Source organism: Actinoplanes sp. NPDC019969, assembly GCF_055562375.1.
On sequence record NZ_JBVHFK010000013.1, the window covers coordinates 264,733 to 281,071 of the forward strand.

The 16,339-nt window shown below is 70.2% G+C and carries 18 protein-coding genes; 12 read left to right on the top strand and 6 right to left on the bottom strand.

Annotated elements, in window-relative coordinates:
* Positions 1 to 79: 79 nt before the first annotated feature.
* A complete protein-coding gene (locus ACZ3II_RS34300; protein ID WP_465523168.1) occupies positions 80 to 3,607 on the top strand; it encodes an ATP-binding protein in 3,528 nt (1,175 codons plus the stop codon).
* Here the strand turns inward: ACZ3II_RS34300 and ACZ3II_RS34305 are convergent, their stop codons facing one another.
* Entirely contained in the window at positions 3,608 to 4,201 is a 594-nt protein-coding gene (locus tag ACZ3II_RS34305) for a DNA-binding response regulator (protein WP_465523170.1), read from the bottom strand.
* 193 nt (positions 4,202 to 4,394) lie between these two features.
* On the opposite strand from ACZ3II_RS34305, the gene ACZ3II_RS34310 reads away from it, so the two are divergent.
* From ACZ3II_RS34310 to ACZ3II_RS34335, 6 genes are all read left to right on the top strand, one after another.
* Positions 4,395 to 4,691 (top strand): hypothetical protein, encoded by a 297-nt coding sequence (locus tag ACZ3II_RS34310; protein ID WP_465523172.1) that lies wholly within the window; start codon positions 4,395 to 4,397, stop codon positions 4,689 to 4,691.
* Between the two features lie 48 nt (positions 4,692 to 4,739).
* Positions 4,740 to 4,967: a hypothetical protein gene (locus tag ACZ3II_RS34315; protein ID WP_465523174.1), complete on the top strand. Its 228-nt coding sequence runs from the start codon at positions 4,740 to 4,742 to the stop codon at positions 4,965 to 4,967.
* A 49-nt stretch (positions 4,968 to 5,016) separates the two neighbouring features.
* Positions 5,017 to 5,454 carry a DUF4440 domain-containing protein gene (locus ACZ3II_RS34320; RefSeq protein ID WP_465523176.1) on the top strand — a complete coding sequence of 146 codons (438 nt, stop codon included), beginning with the start codon at positions 5,017 to 5,019 and terminating at the stop codon, positions 5,452 to 5,454.
* 53 nt (positions 5,455 to 5,507) lie between these two features.
* Positions 5,508 to 6,185, top strand: coding sequence for an AzlC family ABC transporter permease (locus tag ACZ3II_RS34325; RefSeq protein ID WP_465523178.1), 678 nt, complete (start codon positions 5,508 to 5,510; stop codon positions 6,183 to 6,185).
* Positions 6,182 to 6,487: an AzlD domain-containing protein gene (locus ACZ3II_RS34330; protein ID WP_465523180.1), complete on the top strand. Its 306-nt coding sequence runs from the start codon at positions 6,182 to 6,184 to the stop codon at positions 6,485 to 6,487. Before ACZ3II_RS34325 ends, ACZ3II_RS34330 begins: the two co-directional genes overlap by 4 nt.
* Positions 6,488 to 6,576: 89 nt before the next feature.
* The gene (locus tag ACZ3II_RS34335; protein WP_465523182.1) at positions 6,577 to 7,653 is read left to right on the top strand and encodes a tail fiber domain-containing protein; all 1,077 of its coding nucleotides are present in this window, start codon (positions 6,577 to 6,579) and stop codon (positions 7,651 to 7,653) included.
* Between the two features lie 126 nt (positions 7,654 to 7,779).
* Here the strand turns inward: ACZ3II_RS34335 and ACZ3II_RS34340 are convergent, their stop codons facing one another.
* Positions 7,780 to 8,289 carry a hypothetical protein gene (locus ACZ3II_RS34340; protein WP_465523184.1) on the bottom strand — a complete coding sequence of 170 codons (510 nt, stop codon included), beginning with the start codon at positions 8,287 to 8,289 and terminating at the stop codon, positions 7,780 to 7,782.
* Positions 8,290 to 8,379: 90 nt separating this feature from the next.
* Between ACZ3II_RS34340 and ACZ3II_RS34345 the strand changes: the two genes are divergently transcribed.
* Both ACZ3II_RS34345 and ACZ3II_RS34350 read left to right on the top strand, forming a co-directional pair.
* Positions 8,380 to 8,820, top strand: a complete 441-nt coding sequence (locus tag ACZ3II_RS34345; RefSeq protein WP_465523186.1) for a hypothetical protein — start codon at positions 8,380 to 8,382, stop codon at positions 8,818 to 8,820.
* Between the two features lie 6 nt (positions 8,821 to 8,826).
* Entirely contained in the window at positions 8,827 to 9,666 is an 840-nt protein-coding gene (locus ACZ3II_RS34350) for a hypothetical protein (RefSeq protein ID WP_465523188.1), read from the top strand.
* Positions 9,667 to 9,673: 7 nt separating this feature from the next.
* Here ACZ3II_RS34350 and ACZ3II_RS34355 read toward each other — a convergent pair whose 3' ends face one another.
* Complete coding sequence (locus ACZ3II_RS34355; protein ID WP_465523190.1) at positions 9,674 to 9,985, bottom strand: hypothetical protein; 312 nt, start codon at positions 9,983 to 9,985, stop codon at positions 9,674 to 9,676.
* A gap of 133 nt (positions 9,986 to 10,118) precedes the next feature.
* Between ACZ3II_RS34355 and ACZ3II_RS34360 the strand changes: the two genes are divergently transcribed.
* The gene (locus ACZ3II_RS34360; RefSeq protein WP_465523192.1) at positions 10,119 to 10,484 is read left to right on the top strand and encodes an effector-associated constant component EACC1; all 366 of its coding nucleotides are present in this window, start codon (positions 10,119 to 10,121) and stop codon (positions 10,482 to 10,484) included.
* A gap of 9 nt (positions 10,485 to 10,493) precedes the next feature.
* Positions 10,494 to 12,413 (top strand): caspase family protein, encoded by a 1,920-nt coding sequence (locus ACZ3II_RS34365; protein ID WP_465523194.1) that lies wholly within the window; start codon positions 10,494 to 10,496, stop codon positions 12,411 to 12,413.
* Between the two features lie 4 nt (positions 12,414 to 12,417).
* Here ACZ3II_RS34365 and ACZ3II_RS34370 read toward each other — a convergent pair whose 3' ends face one another.
* The 3 genes from ACZ3II_RS34370 to ACZ3II_RS34380 form a co-directional block, all read right to left on the bottom strand.
* A complete protein-coding gene (locus tag ACZ3II_RS34370; protein WP_465523196.1) occupies positions 12,418 to 12,792 on the bottom strand; it encodes a VOC family protein in 375 nt (124 codons plus the stop codon).
* 63 nt (positions 12,793 to 12,855) lie between these two features.
* Positions 12,856 to 15,144, bottom strand: a complete 2,289-nt coding sequence (locus ACZ3II_RS34375; protein ID WP_465523198.1) for a glycoside hydrolase family 9 protein — start codon at positions 15,142 to 15,144, stop codon at positions 12,856 to 12,858.
* Between the two features lie 55 nt (positions 15,145 to 15,199).
* The gene (locus ACZ3II_RS34380; protein ID WP_465523200.1) at positions 15,200 to 15,820 is read right to left on the bottom strand and encodes a hypothetical protein; all 621 of its coding nucleotides are present in this window, start codon (positions 15,818 to 15,820) and stop codon (positions 15,200 to 15,202) included.
* A gap of 42 nt (positions 15,821 to 15,862) precedes the next feature.
* Here ACZ3II_RS34380 and ACZ3II_RS34385 point away from each other — a divergent pair, with 42 nt between their 5' ends.
* Positions 15,863 to 16,318, top strand: coding sequence for an SRPBCC family protein (locus tag ACZ3II_RS34385; protein ID WP_465523202.1), 456 nt, complete (start codon positions 15,863 to 15,865; stop codon positions 16,316 to 16,318).
* Positions 16,319 to 16,339: the final 21 nt, after the last annotated feature.

The following is a 16,339-nucleotide window of genomic DNA, read 5'->3' on the forward strand; positions in this document are numbered from 1 at the left end:
GATCCCTCCGCGCAGGATTCAATTGATCACAGCGAGCACCTACATTGACGATAGTCGTCGTGCGCCCGTAGGAGCCGCCATGCGAGAGTTGAGAGATCGCGAGAAGTGGGGAGAGGCTCTCCCGCTTGATCTGATGTCGGCTTTCGAGGAGTGGTACCTGAAGAGGGCGGAGTACGAACTTCGCCATCGCGGCTGGCTGACGGACGGGCGAAGCGGATTCCCGGTCGCTGAAGTGACGCAGAGCGACAGGTACGGAAGTCGACGCCTCGTCATGAAATTCTGTTCACCGAATCGCTCGGGCGTATTCAACGACGCCTGGGCGGCGTCAGACGGCTTCCGCAGTGCGCATCTAGCCCCGCAGTTCGGCGGAGAGGTCACCATCGGCGAATGGCGCGCAGTTTATCTCAGCCTCGCCGGGGACGGCGCCGAGCATTACCAGCAGCTGTATCAGATAGCTGCGGAGTCCCTGATGAACCGCTGTTGCCGTTCGATCGTCCATTCGGTCATTCGAGACTGGAACGGCCCGGATCCGCACGGCCGGGATTCCACCACCGGTGAGATCCTCCGAGCGGCGATCGGCGACAAATATCTGCCGAAGGTCATGAAATGGGCACAGGATCACGGCTACGGAGATACTCGGCGAAGTCCACTGGACTTCATCGAGGGCGCCGAGTCGGAACGCGACGTGGAGGATCTGATCATCGGGAAGGCGCACGGTGACCTCAGCGGGCGGAACATATTTCTGCCCGTTGCCGGAAAGCCCAACCCCAAGGCGTACATGCTCATAGATTATGACCACTTCTCCCGGCAGGCGCCGCTGGCCTGGGATCCGATGCACCTTCTCGTAGCCCTGGTGCTCGACCGAATCCATCACTACCAGGGTGAGATCCGGAATGACATCATCAAAGCACTCGTCAATCCGGCGCAAGCCGGGATGAGCGCGGAGGTCCGTCACTTCCAGGAATTGAGTGCCGAAATCCGGAAGGGCGCGATCGAATCCCAGAAGGGATCGGGATTCGCCAAGTTGTGGCGGGAGCAGATGCTGTTGTGTCTGGTCGGAGTCGGCCTCATCCATGTCGGGCGGGACATCTCGGAAGACAAACGGCAATGGTGTTTCGATCTGGCCGCCTCGGCCGCCGACCTGTATCTCAAGAAGGACGAGTCCTCGTCGCCACCGGCCCGGAGAACGCCGGTGAAGCGCAAGCACGCTGCGACGCCCCCGCCGGGCACGGAGCCGCCGGTCATCGGCCGGCACGCCCAACAGGTCGCCCTGTCCCGGCGGGTGGCTGACGGACCGTACGGTGCGGTGCTGGTCAAAGGACTGGCGGGGATGGGCAAGTCCACCATCCTCCAGACGGTTCTCGGCCCGCTGGAGAAGGACCCCAGCGTCCAGGTGCGGCGGCGAACCGTCGATGCGGCCACCGGCTTGGACCTGCGGACCTTCATCGACCTGATCGAACCGGAATCGTTCCCGCCGTTTGATATCAAGCACGGCCGGGCCTCCCTGGAACGGCTGGCATCGGTTCTCGAACGCCTGGGTAATCAGCGGGTGGTCGTCGCCGTGGACGCCGCCGAGAACCTTCTGCGGCCGGACCGGCCCGAGCTGGCCGATGCCGACCTGGACGAAGCCCTCGAACTGCTCACCACCGATCAGAACCACCGTGTCTCGGTGGTCTTGGCCTTCCGGAGGTCACCCGTGTCACCGGCGAACGGAACCTGGCCGGAGGTCCACGATGCGGTGTCGTTGCCGCCGCTCGAAAGCACCGAGTTCTACGAATACCTGCGCAAGCGTGACCAGAACACCGCGATCCTGCACCTCGACAGCCTTGCCGAGGGTCTGCGACGCCGCCTGCACGGGCATGTACAGGGCAATCTGCGGCATGCGGAACTGATGTACGCGCTGGTGGCCTCGGTACGGCGGCCGATCAGTCTGCCCGACCTGGCCGTCGAACTCTTCCGGTTCCCGCCGCGTGACGTGCCGGAACGCTTGGCACTGCTGTTGATCGACCGGCTCGGGCCGGTGCAGCGCCGCGTCGTCGAAGCGTTGGCTGCCTTCGGTACGCCGGTTCCCGTGGGAGCGGTCGTCGCGGCGCTGACCGTCGAGGACGAGACGAGCGGCGCCCGGAGCGGGGAGACCGGCCCGGCCGACGCTCTCGCCGGGCTGCACCGCGATCGGATCGTCTACCGCGACGAGGTCGACGGCCGGTACTTCGTGCCGGATCGCGAAGCGCGGATCTATCTGGGACAGATGGAGCCCGGAGCCCGGCGCGACCTGCTGGCCAATGTGGCCGACGAACTCGCCGGTCTGCACATTCCATCGGTCACCGCCGTACACGATCTGCGAACCCGCTTCGCCGAGCTGAACGCGCTGATCGACGCCGGGCTGCCCCGGCTGGCCTTCCCGGTGATGGAGGACGTCTACCGGCACCTGCGCCGGTGGAACAGCGGCTACCTGCTCGCCGGTCAGCGCATCGCGGTCCGCGACCGGCTCGGCGACGACTACATGGAGATGGCGAACGAGAATGCGCTCGCCGACATCCACGTCCATCGCGGGGAGTTCGAGCAGGCGGTCACGGCGTACGAGAAGGCCCTCGTGAAGGCGTCGTCGCTCGGTGACCTCGCCGCCCAGCAACGGATCCACCTCAATCAGGGCGCGATGTACTGGGAGGCGAACCGGACCCGGCTGGCGCGGGAGCACTTCCAGAAGGTGGTGGACGACGCCGAGCGGATCGGTGATCTCTCCGTACTGATGGGCGCGCTGGAAGGGCTCGCCGACTGCGACCGCCGAAACGGACTGATCGATGAAGCGATCGCCGGTGCGACGCACGCTCTCGACCTGCCAGGGGACGCGAACTTTCCCACTACGGGCACCGCTACCGAGTTCGCTGCGGTCCGCACGGTCAACCTGCATCTCAAACTTGCCCGGTGGTACGCCGAGAAGGATCGGTTCGGGGAGGCGTGGAGATCAATGCGGGCGGCGCGCGCCGCTGCCACCGAGAAATGGCTGGAACCGGCCTACCTGGACGGGGAGGCGGACCTTCATCTGGCCGAGAACGATCTGCCCAGCGCGCTTCGAGTCGCCGGACAGGCGGTGGATGCCGCCGGCGAGATCTCCGATCCGATTACCCTGCTTCGGGCGCGGACCACCCGGTGCGTGGCATACCTGCGCAACAGTGACGTCGGCCTGGCCCGTGAGGAGGCCGAGCGCGCCGCACGGTACCTGCGGCCCGGTCGTTCCCTCCTGGTGCTGGCCCTCAACGCGCTCCTCATCCGCCGGAGCGGTGACATCAGCGGGGCGCGGCAGTCGCTTCGCAAGCTGGAGGCGGAATCCCGGCAACGGTTGCGCGACGACGAGGACGACTTCGCGACCCGTGACATGCTGGCGTTCGCTCTCGCCGGGCTGGCCCTGGACGAGCGGCCTGGGAGCCCTGAGGCGAGGCAGCACCTCGAGGAGGCCCGGCTGCACCTGGCGAGAGCCCGCACGCAGTCCCCGGGCGCTCCCGGACTGATCGCCCGGCTTCGCATCCTGTTCAGCGAACTGGACGCTGCCAAGCAGGGTGTGCTGGGCTCGCTTCTCGCGGTGCTCGATGACCATCGGAACCGCTGATCAGACCCAGCCCGCCTTCTGGGCCCGCAACACCGCCTCGATCCGGGAATGTGCGCCCATCTCCTGGTACAGGGCCTGCAGCAGGCGATACATGGCACGTTCGGAATAGCCGAGCCGGTCGGCCAGCTCGGCGACCGTGCCGCCGGCGGCGAGGTGGCGTAACCATGTCACCCGGTCGGCGGACGCCAGCGCCGGATCCCGGGGATTCGCCGCGGACAACAGGAGGGTGACTTCGGCGGGGATGACCGACTGGCCGTCGAGGGTCGCCTCGACGGTACGCACCAGCATCCGGTTCGCCACCGAACGCGGCAGAACGGATCGGGCGCCCGAGCGCACCGCCCGTACCCCGGCCGTGGGGGTGTCGTCCTCCAGAAGAGCGATCATGGCGGCGGAGGGCTCCCCGGACAGCCGGTCCAGGAGATCCCAGTCCGGCTCGGCCCGGACCGTCAGCAGGACACAGCCAGCCTGCCGGCGGCGTATCCAGCGCAGCACGTCAGTGGGGGTGTCGACGGTGTGCCCGGCGGAAGCCAGCACACCGACGACTCCCTGCCGGTACATCGGCAGCGGATCGACCACCGCGACGCGGACTGCCACTTCGACCGGAATCCCTTCCCCGGGGCCGCAGGCCGGGTCCCGCGCATCGGCGGCCATCATCTCAATGAATGATCGATGTGTGTCGTCGTGCGGATCACCTGGCAGGTTTCTGCCCGGCGATCCGGCATGGACCTGCGGGCGGGCGGCTTCCTAGCGTCAGGTCGGAGAAGACGCTTCCCGAGGAGGGTGTGCGATGGTCTACGACGAGGATCCGCGGCCCGCGATGCACTATCCGTTCGAGCCCTCGCAGGGTGGCCAGCCGCCGGGGCCGGAGGTGACGCCCCTGCAGGACGGCAGCATCGAACTGATCCGCCAGGTGGTGCGGCAGTATCCGACGCTGTCGGCCGACCGGATCCGGGAGCGGATCGAACGCATCCACAAGCGTTCCGTCTCGCTCGGCGACATCAACAAGGTGATCGCGGAACTCCGCGGTCCCGGATTCGAGCCGCCGCCTCCGCGGCCTCCTTACCACGGGCCCGGCGGGCTCTGACCGCGTAAATGGGTGGCCGGAGGGCGGGCCGGCGATGAGGATACGGCGATGTCTGGCGTACCTGAAGGTTTCACCTATCGTCTCCGCAAGAACGGGGACGTCGAAGTCCTGCATCACGGCCGTCCCGCGTCCGTCCTCCGTGGCGCCACCGCCGTCCGGTTCCTGGCCGACGTCGCGGAGGGCGACCCGCAGGAGCTGATGGCGCGGGTCACCGGCAACTACCGGCACGGCAACGAACGGGCCGCCCGCAACCATCCGCGGAACCGGGGCAGATGATCGCCCGGAAACTCGGTACAATGTACGGAGTTTCTATCGGGAGGTTGCCTTGACCGAACAGAGCCCGTTCACCACCGCCCCCTTCACGCCGACGCCGGAGGACACCCGGAAGCTGCTGGAGTGGTTCGACCGGTACGACGAGTTCGCCCGCCGCAACGACACCGGGGCGATGGCCGACGTGGCCCGGTTCCCGCTGACGGTGACCACCAACGACTCCCGCGGGGAGTGCGTCACCCAGCAGTGGGACCGGGAGACGTTCGTGCAGAGCATGAGCATGAACGGGTCCACCGCGCAGATCGACAACGAGCGGCGGCCGTTCTTCCTCAACGGTGACCTCGCCGTGGTCATCACCGACTCGACGATCACCGCGGACGGGCAGACCCACCACATGCGGTACGCCGACGTGATGGCCAAGAGCGGCGGTCAATGGCGGTTCACCAGCATGATCCAGGCCGGCTGGGGCGACATGCTCACCCAGGCGGCCTGACCCGGCGGTTCCGTGCCCACCCCGCCGGGTAAGTGCCCTACCCGGGGGTGGGCATGGACGGGCGTCGAGACAGCTTCGTCGGCGGCATGAAGGTCGGGATGGGGCTGGCCACGGCCGGGTTCGTGCTGGCCGTGACATTCGGGGCGAGCGCGCGGGAACAGGGCTGGAGCGCTGTCGCCGCGATCGCCGCCTCGGTCCTGATCTTCTCCGGGTCGGCGCAGTTCGCGTTGATGACGGCGCTCGCCTCCGGTGGCGCCGCGGGACCGGCGGTCGCGGCGGCGTTGCTGATCAACGGCAGGTTCCTGCCGATGGGGCTGGCGGTCGGGCCGAGCCTGTCCGGCGGCCGGTTCCGCCGCGCGGTGCAGGGACAGGCCGTGGTCGACGGCTCGTGGGTGGCCGCCCATCTCGGCGGGGGCCGGTTCGACCGGTGGCGGATGTTCGGCGCGACGATCGTGCAGTGGCCCGCCTGGGTGGCCGGAACCGTCGTCGGCGTCCTCGGCGCCCCCTCCCGCGAACTGGTCGAGACCCTCGGCCTGGACGTCGTCTTCCCGGCGTTCTTCCTGGCCCTGCTGCTCGACGAACTCCGCCAGGGCCGGCTCCCGCTGATCGCCGCGGCCCTCGGCGCGGCCGTCGCGGCGGGCCTGCTGTGGTGGGTCCCGGCCGGCATCGCCCTGGTCGGCGCCACCGCCGGCGCCCTGGTCGGCCTCCGCTCCCGAAAGGTGACGACATGACGCTGTGGGTGGTGATCGTCGCGGTGGCGGCGGGAAGTCTCCTGCTCAAGGCGGCCGGCCCGGCGCTGCTCGGCGACCGCGAACTGCCGGCCTGGAGCCGCGGCGTGATCGGACTGCTTGCGCCGGCGCTGCTCGCCGCCCTGGTGGTGACCGAGGTGCTGGGCCGCCGCTGGAGCGCCGTCGACTGGACCGTCCTCGCCGCCCTGACCGGGGTCGTGGTCGCCCGGCTGTTGAAGGCTCCGGTGCTCCTGGCCGTACTCCTCGGGGTCCTGATCGCAGCCGCAAGCCGGGCGCTGACCTGAAACCGCTGTCGGATCGAGGCCGCACGCGTTGAATGGCTCCCCACGCGCGAGTAGCGACGAACGCACAGGCACTCGCGGAGGAGGACACCATGTCCTGGGATCTCGACGGCAATCAGATCAACGGCAACAACAACTTCCTGGGTACGCGGAACAACTCGGCTCTCGTCATTCGCACCAACACGAACGGCGCCCCGGCGAACCTCGAAGAGGTGATGCGGGTGACGCCATCGTCGAACAACGCCCGCGGCCGGGTCGGCATCGCCACCACGAACCCGAGCCAACAGCTCACCCTCGGCTCCGGCAACGTGCAACTGCCCGACGCGAACGCCGGAACCGACGGCAACCTGTACTTCGGCGGGCGCACCGACGCCGGGGAGAACGGCATGCGGCTGTTCGGCGGCGACGTCAACGCCGGGCAGATCCCGGGCGGATTCATCGACGTGAAGACCAGCAATCAGCAGGAGGGCCTGCGGATCCGGGTGGACACCGGCAACGGCGGCACCGAACGCGTCCGGATCGCCGCCAGTGGCAACGTCGGCATCGGCACCGGCGCGCCCGGCCAGCGGCTCACCCTCGGCTCCGGGAACGTGCAGTTACCGCACGCGGCGGCGGGCACCGACGGCAACCTGTACTTCGGCGGGCGCACCGACGCCGGCGAGACCGGGATGCGGCTGTTCGGGGGCAACGTCAACAACGGGCAGAATCCCGGCGGTTTCCTCGACGTCCGCACCGGCAACCCCAGCGACGGGCTCCACGTGCGCGTCGACACCGGCACAGGTGGGACGGAACGCTTGCGGGTCACTTCCACGGAGGTACGGGCGTTCGTCCCGATCGCCGCTCCGAACATCTGCGACATGCGCGTGAAGGAGAACGTTCGCCCGCTGCGCGGGGTCCTGGACCGGCTGAGCGGGGTACGCGGCGTCGCCTTCGACTGGAAGGACACCCCGGACGTCGGGGAGAGCCGTTCCGGGAAACCGTCGATGGGCGTGATCGCGCAGGAGGTGGAGGCGGCGTTCCCCGAGCTGGTGCAGGAGTTCGGCGACCACAACCTGAAGAGCGTCGACTACAACGGCCTGGTCGCCGCCCTGGTGACCGCCGCGAAAGAGCTCCGCGACGAGGTCGACGCGCTGCGCGCCCGGATCACCGCCCTGGAATCCGCCGGATAGGATCGCCGGCCGTCGCTCAGGCGGCTTTTGCCGGTCGTTTGACCGGCGTGGGCGACGGCTGGCCTCGCCGGCCGTCGCTGACGCGGCTTTCGCCGGTCGTTCGACCGGCCTGGGCGACGGCTGGCGCTACACCGGCAGCGTGTCCACCGCGGACGCGAGAAGGTTCCGCAGGTCCTGCTCTGCGCCGGGCGGCAGGATCTGCGGGTCGACCAGCTGGTACGCCACCCGTACCTCGAAATCGTCGCCGGACCACGCCCAGCCGTCGATGCGCGCCTCACCGTCCGCCCACGCCTTCACCCGGAAACAGGACCGGTCGCCGGGCCCGTCCGCGGTCGGTTCGGCCTGGATGCCGGCGCACCGCTCAGATCGCCACTCCTCGTCGTACGAGCCCGTTCCGGTGACGGCGACCTCCACGTACAGGTCGCCGCGCATCGCGCCCGCCAGGTCCACCACGCAGCTCCGGTCGCCGCTGATCGACCCCAGCACCTGCGACGGCACCCGCTCCGAACCGGGCGCGAGCCGCCGCAGCATCTCGTCGGTGATCAGCGGACAGGGATCGCTCAGCTCGCCCGGCGCGGCCGGCCGGCCCGGCGCCGAACAGCCCGCCACCAGCGCCACCAGCAGAACGGCAATCATCGAACGCCGCATGTGCCCGCTCCCGTCCGCCGGTACCGATGCCGACGCCGATCGTAGGAGCGCCGGTCCAGGCGGGTAGCGTCGTCGCCGATGAGCACTCTTGACGAAGTGGCGGAACGTGACGGCTGGCGCTGCTGGGTGTGCGACGAGCCGGTGGACGCCGGCATGTCGGTCAACGACCCGCGCGGCCCGAGCGTCGACAGCCGTACCGCCGACCGCAAAGCGAAACTCGCCGAACGCCTCGCCCACCGGGCCTGCAACTCCCGCAAGGGCGCGGTGAAGGTGGTGATCGCCTGGCCGGAGCGGCTGAACGTGATCGAGCCCGCCCCGCTGATCACCGTCGCCGAACGCCTCGAACGCAAGGGCGGCCGTGAGCTGGTGGCCCGCTGCCCGAGCCGCAAGGACGCCCAGGAGGCCGCGGACTGGCTGGCCGACCGGTTCTCCCGCCTGGTCCCCGGCCTCCCCGTCACCACCACCGTCGAGCCGGGCGGCGGCCAGTTCCTGATCGCCCTGGCCACCGGCCGCCGCTGAACCCGCGTGGGCTATTTCGGGACGGTCGTCGTCGCGCGGCCGCACGGGCTGCTCGCCGAGCAGGACGGGATCGGCGGGTTCGGGCACCGGCACACCTGGCTACGAGACCTGAGCGACGGCTGGCAGCTGCTGGAGACCCGCGGCTTCGACGATCCGCCGGACCTGCGGGGCGCCTGCGCGGCGCTCACCGCGTCGACCGGGCATCCGGTGCTGGCCTTCTACGTCAGTGACGGTTCCTGCGCGGTGATGTGCCCGGCGACCCCGGGCCGGACCGGGCCGCTCACCCACCTGTGGCCGGCAGGCCGCGGCTGTGAGAGCTACCGGCATCAGCCGAGGGGCATGCCCGAGCCGTCCGGGTGCACGCTTGATGACGTCGTCACCGAGCTGAGCGCCTGGTCGGCGGCTGCCGGGCTGCGGCCGGACACGGACCGGCTGCGGGTCGTCGCCGAGCCTGACGACCGGGGCGGCGACCCGGCCGACGATCTCGTGTTCGAGCTGGTGAAGGCCGTCGGACTGCCCCGGATCGGCCGGACCCGCCCGTGGTCGCTGCCGGCCTTCGACCACCCGTTCGCCGGCATCATGTTCGACATCGGACCGGCGTACGAGGCACGCGTCGAAGCGCGGTGGCGGGCGGCCGGGGTGAAGGCGGCCCGGCCGGTGCAGCCCTGGGAGGAGCCCGCGCTGGCCCTGGAGGCGGAACTGTGGGCCGCGCTGTACCGGCCCGGCGCCGACGTCCCCGCCCTCGCCGAGCGCGCGGCAGCCCTGATCAACGGAACCGTGTCCGTGCCGGGCGAATCCGGGGAGATCGAGGCGCGCCGGTGGGCCGACGCGCGCGCCACCGGCTGAACGTCCGTCAGGCGATCCGGGGGATCGGCCTGGCCAGCATGGACACGTCGCCGGTCTGTTCCGGGGCGAGCGGGGCCGGCTCGGTGCCCGCCGCCGCCGGGATCGGCAGGGTCGGCGGCTCGATCTGGGACAGCAGGGCGGCGAGGCGGCCCACCTCGTCGGCGGCCAGTTGGAAGGAGCCCCGGCACAGCGCGTCCGACCACAACGAGATCACCACCACCTCACGGTTCTCGTGGTAGCTGACCCGCATCGTTCGACCACCGCCGCGCACGTCGCTGAACACGTCACCGACCGTCGGCATCGGATAGACCTCGCCCATTCCCGCAGTCTCTCCCGTACGCGCCCATCCGTAAAGATCGCACCACCCGGCAGATCGCGGGTACGCCCACTGTCGGCCTTCCAACAGGTAAACGAGTTGAGCCCCCCGCGCGGGCGGATAGAACATGTTTCACATGCAGAACGTGAGCCTGGCGCTGGTGCGCGACGACCTGGATCCGGAGGAGGCCGAGCGGGCCACCCGGCGGCTGCGTGCCGAACTCGCCGACCTCGACCTCGACTTCGTGGCCACCGCGGGCGAGCACGCCCCGGACGGTGCGAAGGGGCCGGACGCCGCCACGATCGGCTCGATCGTGGTGGCGATGAGCGCCTCCGGTGGCGCGCTGACCGTGCTGATCGCGGCGGTGCGTGACTGGCTGGGCCGGCAGCACCGGCGGCACCGGATGGTGGTGACCATCGACGGTGACTCCGTCGAGCTGGACGGGGCGACCCCGGATCAGCAACGTGTTCTTCTCGAGCATTTCATCAGCCGCCACTCCTAGGAGGGGGACATGGGCCGGCGCCGGGCGCTTCTGATCGCCACCTACGAGTACGAGGACGCCGCGCTGTCCCGCCTGACCGCGCCCGCCCACGACGCCGAGGCCCTCGCGGCGATCCTGCGCGACCCGGAGGTGGCCGGTTTCGAGGTGACCCAGCTGATCAACGAGCCGCACTACCGGGCCGGCGCGGCGATCGGCGACTTCTACCGGGACACCCGCCGGGACGACCTGACTCTGTTGTATTTCACCGGGCACGGCCTCAAGGACGACGCCGGCCGGCTGTACCTGGCGGCGGCGAACACCCGGCGCGACGGGCTGCTGTTCACGGCTCTCGCCGCCGAGCAGATCGACCAGGCGATGGAGGGCAGCCCGTCGCGGCAGAAGGTGCTGATCCTGGACTGCTGCTACAGCGGGGCGTTCCCGGCCGGGCGGCTCGCGAAGGGTGACACCGCCGTGCACACCCTGGAACGCTTCCAGGGCCGGGGCCGGTCGGTGCTGACCGCGTCGGACGCCACCCAGTACTCGTTCGAGGGCAGCCGGGCCGAGGGGGAGGCGCCGCAGTCGGTGTTCACCCGGCATCTGGTGGAAGGGTTGCGGGACGGCAACGCGGACCTCGACGGGGACGGCGACATCAGTTTGGACGAGCTGTACACGTACGTGCACGACCGGGTGGTGGAGGAGCAGCCGGGGCAGCGGCCGAAGAAGCAGGACGACGTCGAGGGCCGGATCGTGATCGCGCGGAACACCCGGTGGTCGATGCCGTCGTACCTGCGGCACGCCCTGGACAGCCCGCTGCCCGCCGACCGGCTGAACGCGATCGACGGCCTGGCGCGGCTCTACGCGGCGGGGAACGAGGTGGTCCGCGACGCGGTCCGGGTGGAGTTGCAGCGCCTCGCCGACGACGACAGCCGCGCGGTCCAGACCGCCGCCCGGCAGGGCATCGACGCCGTCGGCACCCCGGCGTCCCGGCCCACGCCGACCCCGGCGGTGGCGGGAGAACCGGCCCCCGCGGCGGAGAAGCCGGTGGTGGAAAGGCCGGTGGGGCGTAGGGAGGCACGGCCCTCTGTCGCGGCTGCCTGGCCGGCCATCGCGGGAGTCGTCCTGCTCATCGCCGGTGTGGCGCTGCCCTGGGCCAAGCTGGAGAAGTACGTCCCGCCGCTGTCGATCACCCAGGTCTTCCAGGACCGGTGGGCGGCGCTGTTCGCCCTGGCAGCGCTCTGCGGAGCAGTCGCGGCGCTGAGCGGCCGTCTCCGCCCGCCGTGGGCCCGGGTCACCGCGCTCGGCGTCACCGCGGTGGCGGCGGTGGCCATGACGATCCGCGGTGTGCCGCTACTGGTCGGCAACAGGCTGGACGCGCTGCCCGGCTACTACGCGGACAGGAGTCTGGAGGCGGACAAGGGGTCGATCCTGCTGTGCCTGGCCGGGGTGTGGTGCCTGGTCGCGGCGGCGTGGCCCCGGGACCGGGTCGCCGCCGTGTTCGGCCCGGAGGTCGTCTGGTCGAAGGGTGACTCGGGCCGCCGTACCGTCAAGCGGGTCTTCGCGGTGTCGACAGCGGTTCTCGCTGCCGCGAACGTGATCATCCTGTGGTTCCGGATCGGTGTCGGCATGGCGTCCTGGACGGATCCGCCGACCGCCCTGATCCCGTCCGAGAGCACGGTCGTGGCGCCCTGGGAGTACCTGCTGTTCGCGGTGCTGCTGATCGTCCTGTCGGTGGAGCTGGCGGTGTCCGCGGAGACCGGCTACTACCAGCGGTGGCTGAATCCGGTCCGGGCGGTGGTGCTGCTGGGGTACGCGGCCGCGCTCGGCGAGGGCAGCGGGTACCTCTACTGGTTCTCCAACGCCGAGTTCGACTTCCACCCGTGGGTGGCCGTCCTGCCCGCTGTCCTCGCCGCGATCGCGTCCGTGCTGCTCCCGGGACCTGCCGGCGACTGACCGGTCAGTCGAGGCAGAACTCGTTGCCCTCGACGTCCTGCATCGGGATGCACGACTCGTTCACGCCGTCGGCGTACAGCACCTGCACGCGCTTCGCGCCCAGGGCTTCCAGGCGTTCGCATTCGGCCAGCAGGACGGCCAGCCGCTCGTCGCCGGTGAGACCGGTGCCCACCCGTACGTCCAGATGCACCCGGTTCTTCACGACCCGGCCCTCGGGAACCTTCTGGAAGAACAGGCGCGGTCCCTCCCCGGCCGGGTCCACGCAGGCCGCGGCGGTGCCCGGCTGCCGGACGTATCCCAGAACCTCGGCCCAGAACCGGGCGACCCGATCGGGGTCCGCGCAGTCGAAGGTCACCTGGAACTTCCTGATCGATGCCATACGGGCACAGTATCGACGGGCGCGACCGGCTCCGGACGAGACCTCGTCCGGAGCCGGTCCGGGTCAGCCCGCCGTGCAGGCGGCGCCGTTGAGGGTGAAGGCGGTCGGGGCGGGGTTCGTGCCGGTGTGGGTGCCGTTGAAGCCGAAGCTGACCGTGCCGCCCGCCGGGAGGCCCGGGTTCCAGGCGGCGTTCCGGGCCGTCACCTGGGTGCCCGACTGGCTGACCTCGGCCGACCAGGCTTGCGAGACCTTCTGACCGCTGGCGTACGGGAACGTCAGCGTCCACCCGCTCGCCGCCACCGGACCGTTGGTGATCGTCACGGTCGCGGTGAAGCCGGAGCCCCAGTCACTGGTGGTGTACGCGATCCGGCACCCGGCCGGCGGCGGCGGAGTCACCGACACCGACGGCGAGGGCGACGGCGAGTCCGAAGGGGTCGGATCCGGGGTCGTCCCGTCCGGCACCGCGCCCCACACCAGCGTGGTCCCGTCGAACAGCGCCACCCGCGGGTTCGGCCCCGCCGCGGCCTGGTAGGACGGGTCGTTCGCCGGGTTCCACACGCCACCCTCGGCGACGCCGATCTTGAGCTGGACCTCCATCCGGTGCGCCGACTGCCCGGCCGGGGCGATCCGGTACCCGGTGCAGTCCACCTCGACGTACCAGACGTTTTCGGAGTGCTGCTTCGCCGCCGTCGGCCCGGGGCAGCCCTGCGTGTACGGCGAGCTGACCTGCAACGGCTTGTCGTCGTCGCGGGTGAAGTAGTACCGGAACTTCCCGGCGGTGAGCGCCCGGGCCGGGAACGCCGACTTGTTGTAGACGACCACCTTCACCCCGGTGGACCGGGTCTCGTTCTGCATGACGGTGGTCTCGACGGACAGCTCCGCGATGTCCGGCTTCTCGGCGACCGGGAAGCCGGCCAGCGGCGGCCCGCCGAACTCGCCGTACAGCCGGGCCAGCGCGGAGGTGAACCCGGCGTTGTAGTCGGTGGCGACCTCGTTCATCACGTAGTCGCCGCGGCTGTCGGTGTACTTGTCGTCGGGGGAGGACGGGCCGCCGACGAGCGCGCCGTACAGCACGTGCCGGGTCTCGGCGGGCACCGTCTGGCTGTCCCACCAGGAGCCGTGCGCCGTCCGGTGGTGCGGGTTCCTCGGCGAGTCCGCGCCGTACCCGATCACGTAGCTGGCGTTGCGCGGGTTGTCGCCGAGGGCGTAGTCGATCTGCCGGACCGCGAAGTCGTGGTAGCGCTGTTTGCGGGTGGCGTCGCTGAGATGGTCGCTGTGCACCAGGGCGACGAACGCGGTGTTGGCGGCGTACCGCAGCGCGCCCCACGAGTCGACCACCACCATGCCGCCCGGCGAGGTGCGCACCTTCTCGCCGTTGACGCCGACGGTGAACCAGTCGAGCCAGCGGTTCGCGTCGTCGAGGTACTTCTGCTTGCCGGTCAGCTGGGACAGCAGCACGTAGTTGCCGTACTGCTTGTTGTCCCAGGAGATCGTCCACTTGTACATCTTGGTGCTGGTCTGGTTCTCGTTGCCCTGCGCGTCGTACCCCGCCTCGGCCTTCGCCAGGTACGACGCGTCGCCGGTGGCCCGGTGCAGCCAGATCGCGCCCCACACCAGCTCGTCGGCGTACCCGCTCCAGGACCGGTAGAACGACGTCGCGTCGGTGATGCACTCGTGGTAGTTGCGGCGCACCCGGTCGGCGAACGAGTACAGCTGCTTGGCGTGGCCGAGGAGCTTGTCGGCGTACGCCGCGTCGGTGGGCCGGAACACCAGGGAGCTGGCGGCCATCGCGGCAGCCGTCTCGGCGGCGAGTTCGCTTCCCCCACAGGTGGCATCGATCTTGTACGCGGGACGCGCCATCGGCATCACCTCGGCCGGACCCCACCACTTGTGGTCGTCGTCGCCCTTGCCGACCTGCCCGTACAGCACGTCGGCCGACGGGTGCGCCTTGATGAAGTAGTCGTTGGGCACCCGCAGGTTGTTGAGGAGATGGGTCAACTGCCCGGAGTCCGCGTACGCCTGCCGGTTCTCCACCGCGCCCCAGGCGAGCATGGTCGTGGTGAACGCCATCGGCAGGCCGAACTTGACGTGGTCGCCGGCGTCGTACCACCCGCCGGTCAGATCCAGGCCCACGTCGGCGCCGTCGGTCATCGCCGAGTCGCCGCGCCAGGACACCCGGTTCCAGTCCGGTTTCTTGCCCGACACCTGGGCCTCGTAGAACAACAGTGACTTCTGCAGCGCTTCCCCGTAACTGCGGGCCGGGGCGGCGGACGCCCCGGACGGCGCGGCGACCCAGAGCAGACCGGCCCCGAGCAGGGCGGCAGTCACGGCTCCGGCGAACTTCTTCAACATGGGCGACCACCTCGCGAGACAGTGACCGTCATCGTTACATGGGAGCGCTCCCAGTTCAATGGTGTTGCCAGCGTGTTACCTCCACCGTCGTGGTGATCCGGACCAGGGCGGGGGAGCGGGGCGCCGAACCGAACCCGAAACGCACCGGCGGATGCACGTCGGCCAGCGTGCCCAGGTCGAGGCCGTCCATGGTGGCGGTGGCGGAGACGATCGTGTGCAGGTCGCGGACGGCGTACCACTCGCGCCTGCCGTTGCCGGCGCTGCCGTGCGTGCGGACGCCCCGGAGCAGCCGGGCCGGCAGGTCGATCAGCCGCACCCACCACAACTGCCGGGACAGCGCCGGCGGGACCGCTTTCAGCAGCCATCCCAGCAGGCCACGGCCACCGGTGGTGAACCGGACGGTGAGCGGCCCGGCGGACACCGTCCACGCCGACGGTGTCCGGTTCACGGTGACGGGCTTCACCCGTACCTCATCGAAGGTGTAGGTCTCGGCAACGAACGCGGCCAGCTCGGCGGTCTCGGCCAGCAGCAGCCGATGCCCGTCCGGGCGCTCCACCATCACATCGGTGACCGGCCCCAGCGGGGAGTCCGGCCAGTGACCGACGACGAGGCGGGTGCCACCGGCGGTGCCGAGCCCGGCGATCCAGCCGTCGAAACGCAGACGTACATGATCCATTCCACTGTCATACCCGGCGGGTCGTCTGGGTACCGTGTCGGCATGGCCGCCTTCACCGTCACCCGAGATGTGGACGCCCCCGCCACCGACACCTGGAACACGCTGGTGGACTGGCCGCGGCACGGCGACTGGGTGCCGCTGACTCGAGTGCGGGTGATCGGCGGGCGGCCGGACGGGATCGGCGCCCGGTTCGTCGCGCGCACCGGGGTGGGGCCGCTCGGCTTCGACGATCCGATGGAGATCGTCGTGTGGGAGCCGCCGTCCGGCGACCGGCCCGGCCGCTGCGAGATCACCAAGCACGGCCGGGTGGTGCACGGGCGGGCCTGGTTCTCGGTGGCGCCGCTGCCCGGCGGGCGGTGCCGGGTGACCTGGACCGAGGACGTGACGGTGTCCCCTCGCCGGATCACCCGGTACGTCGCTCCGCTGGTGGACCTGATCGGCAAGGCCGGTTTCGCGGCCACCCTGCGCGGCCTGGCCCGCGACGTCGAGCGGCACTGATGGCGTGTTGATTTCGGGCGC

Bases quoted from the DNA above. Each gene is read 5' to 3' on its own strand.
- ACZ3II_RS34300 (WP_465523168.1), top strand. From the start codon at position 80: ATGCGAGAGTTGAGAGATCGCGAGAAGTGGGGAGAGGCTCTCCCGCTT.
- ACZ3II_RS34310 (WP_465523172.1), top strand. From the start codon at position 4,395: ATGGTCTACGACGAGGATCCGCGGCCCGCGATGCACTATCCGTTCGAG.
- ACZ3II_RS34315 (WP_465523174.1), top strand. From the start codon at position 4,740: ATGTCTGGCGTACCTGAAGGTTTCACCTATCGTCTCCGCAAGAACGGG.
- ACZ3II_RS34325 (WP_465523178.1), top strand. From the start codon at position 5,508: ATGGACGGGCGTCGAGACAGCTTCGTCGGCGGCATGAAGGTCGGGATG.
- ACZ3II_RS34330 (WP_465523180.1), top strand. From the start codon at position 6,182: ATGACGCTGTGGGTGGTGATCGTCGCGGTGGCGGCGGGAAGTCTCCTG.
- ACZ3II_RS34335 (WP_465523182.1), top strand. From the start codon at position 6,577: ATGTCCTGGGATCTCGACGGCAATCAGATCAACGGCAACAACAACTTC.
- ACZ3II_RS34340 (WP_465523184.1), bottom strand. From the start codon at position 8,289: ATGATTGCCGTTCTGCTGGTGGCGCTGGTGGCGGGCTGTTCGGCGCCG.
- ACZ3II_RS34345 (WP_465523186.1), top strand. From the start codon at position 8,380: ATGAGCACTCTTGACGAAGTGGCGGAACGTGACGGCTGGCGCTGCTGG.
- ACZ3II_RS34355 (WP_465523190.1), bottom strand. From the start codon at position 9,985: ATGGGCGAGGTCTATCCGATGCCGACGGTCGGTGACGTGTTCAGCGAC.
- ACZ3II_RS34360 (WP_465523192.1), top strand. From the start codon at position 10,119: ATGCAGAACGTGAGCCTGGCGCTGGTGCGCGACGACCTGGATCCGGAG.
- ACZ3II_RS34365 (WP_465523194.1), top strand. From the start codon at position 10,494: ATGGGCCGGCGCCGGGCGCTTCTGATCGCCACCTACGAGTACGAGGAC.
- ACZ3II_RS34370 (WP_465523196.1), bottom strand. From the start codon at position 12,792: ATGGCATCGATCAGGAAGTTCCAGGTGACCTTCGACTGCGCGGACCCC.
- ACZ3II_RS34375 (WP_465523198.1), bottom strand. From the start codon at position 15,144: ATGTTGAAGAAGTTCGCCGGAGCCGTGACTGCCGCCCTGCTCGGGGCC.
- ACZ3II_RS34380 (WP_465523200.1), bottom strand. From the start codon at position 15,820: ATGGATCATGTACGTCTGCGTTTCGACGGCTGGATCGCCGGGCTCGGC.
- ACZ3II_RS34385 (WP_465523202.1), top strand. From the start codon at position 15,863: ATGGCCGCCTTCACCGTCACCCGAGATGTGGACGCCCCCGCCACCGAC.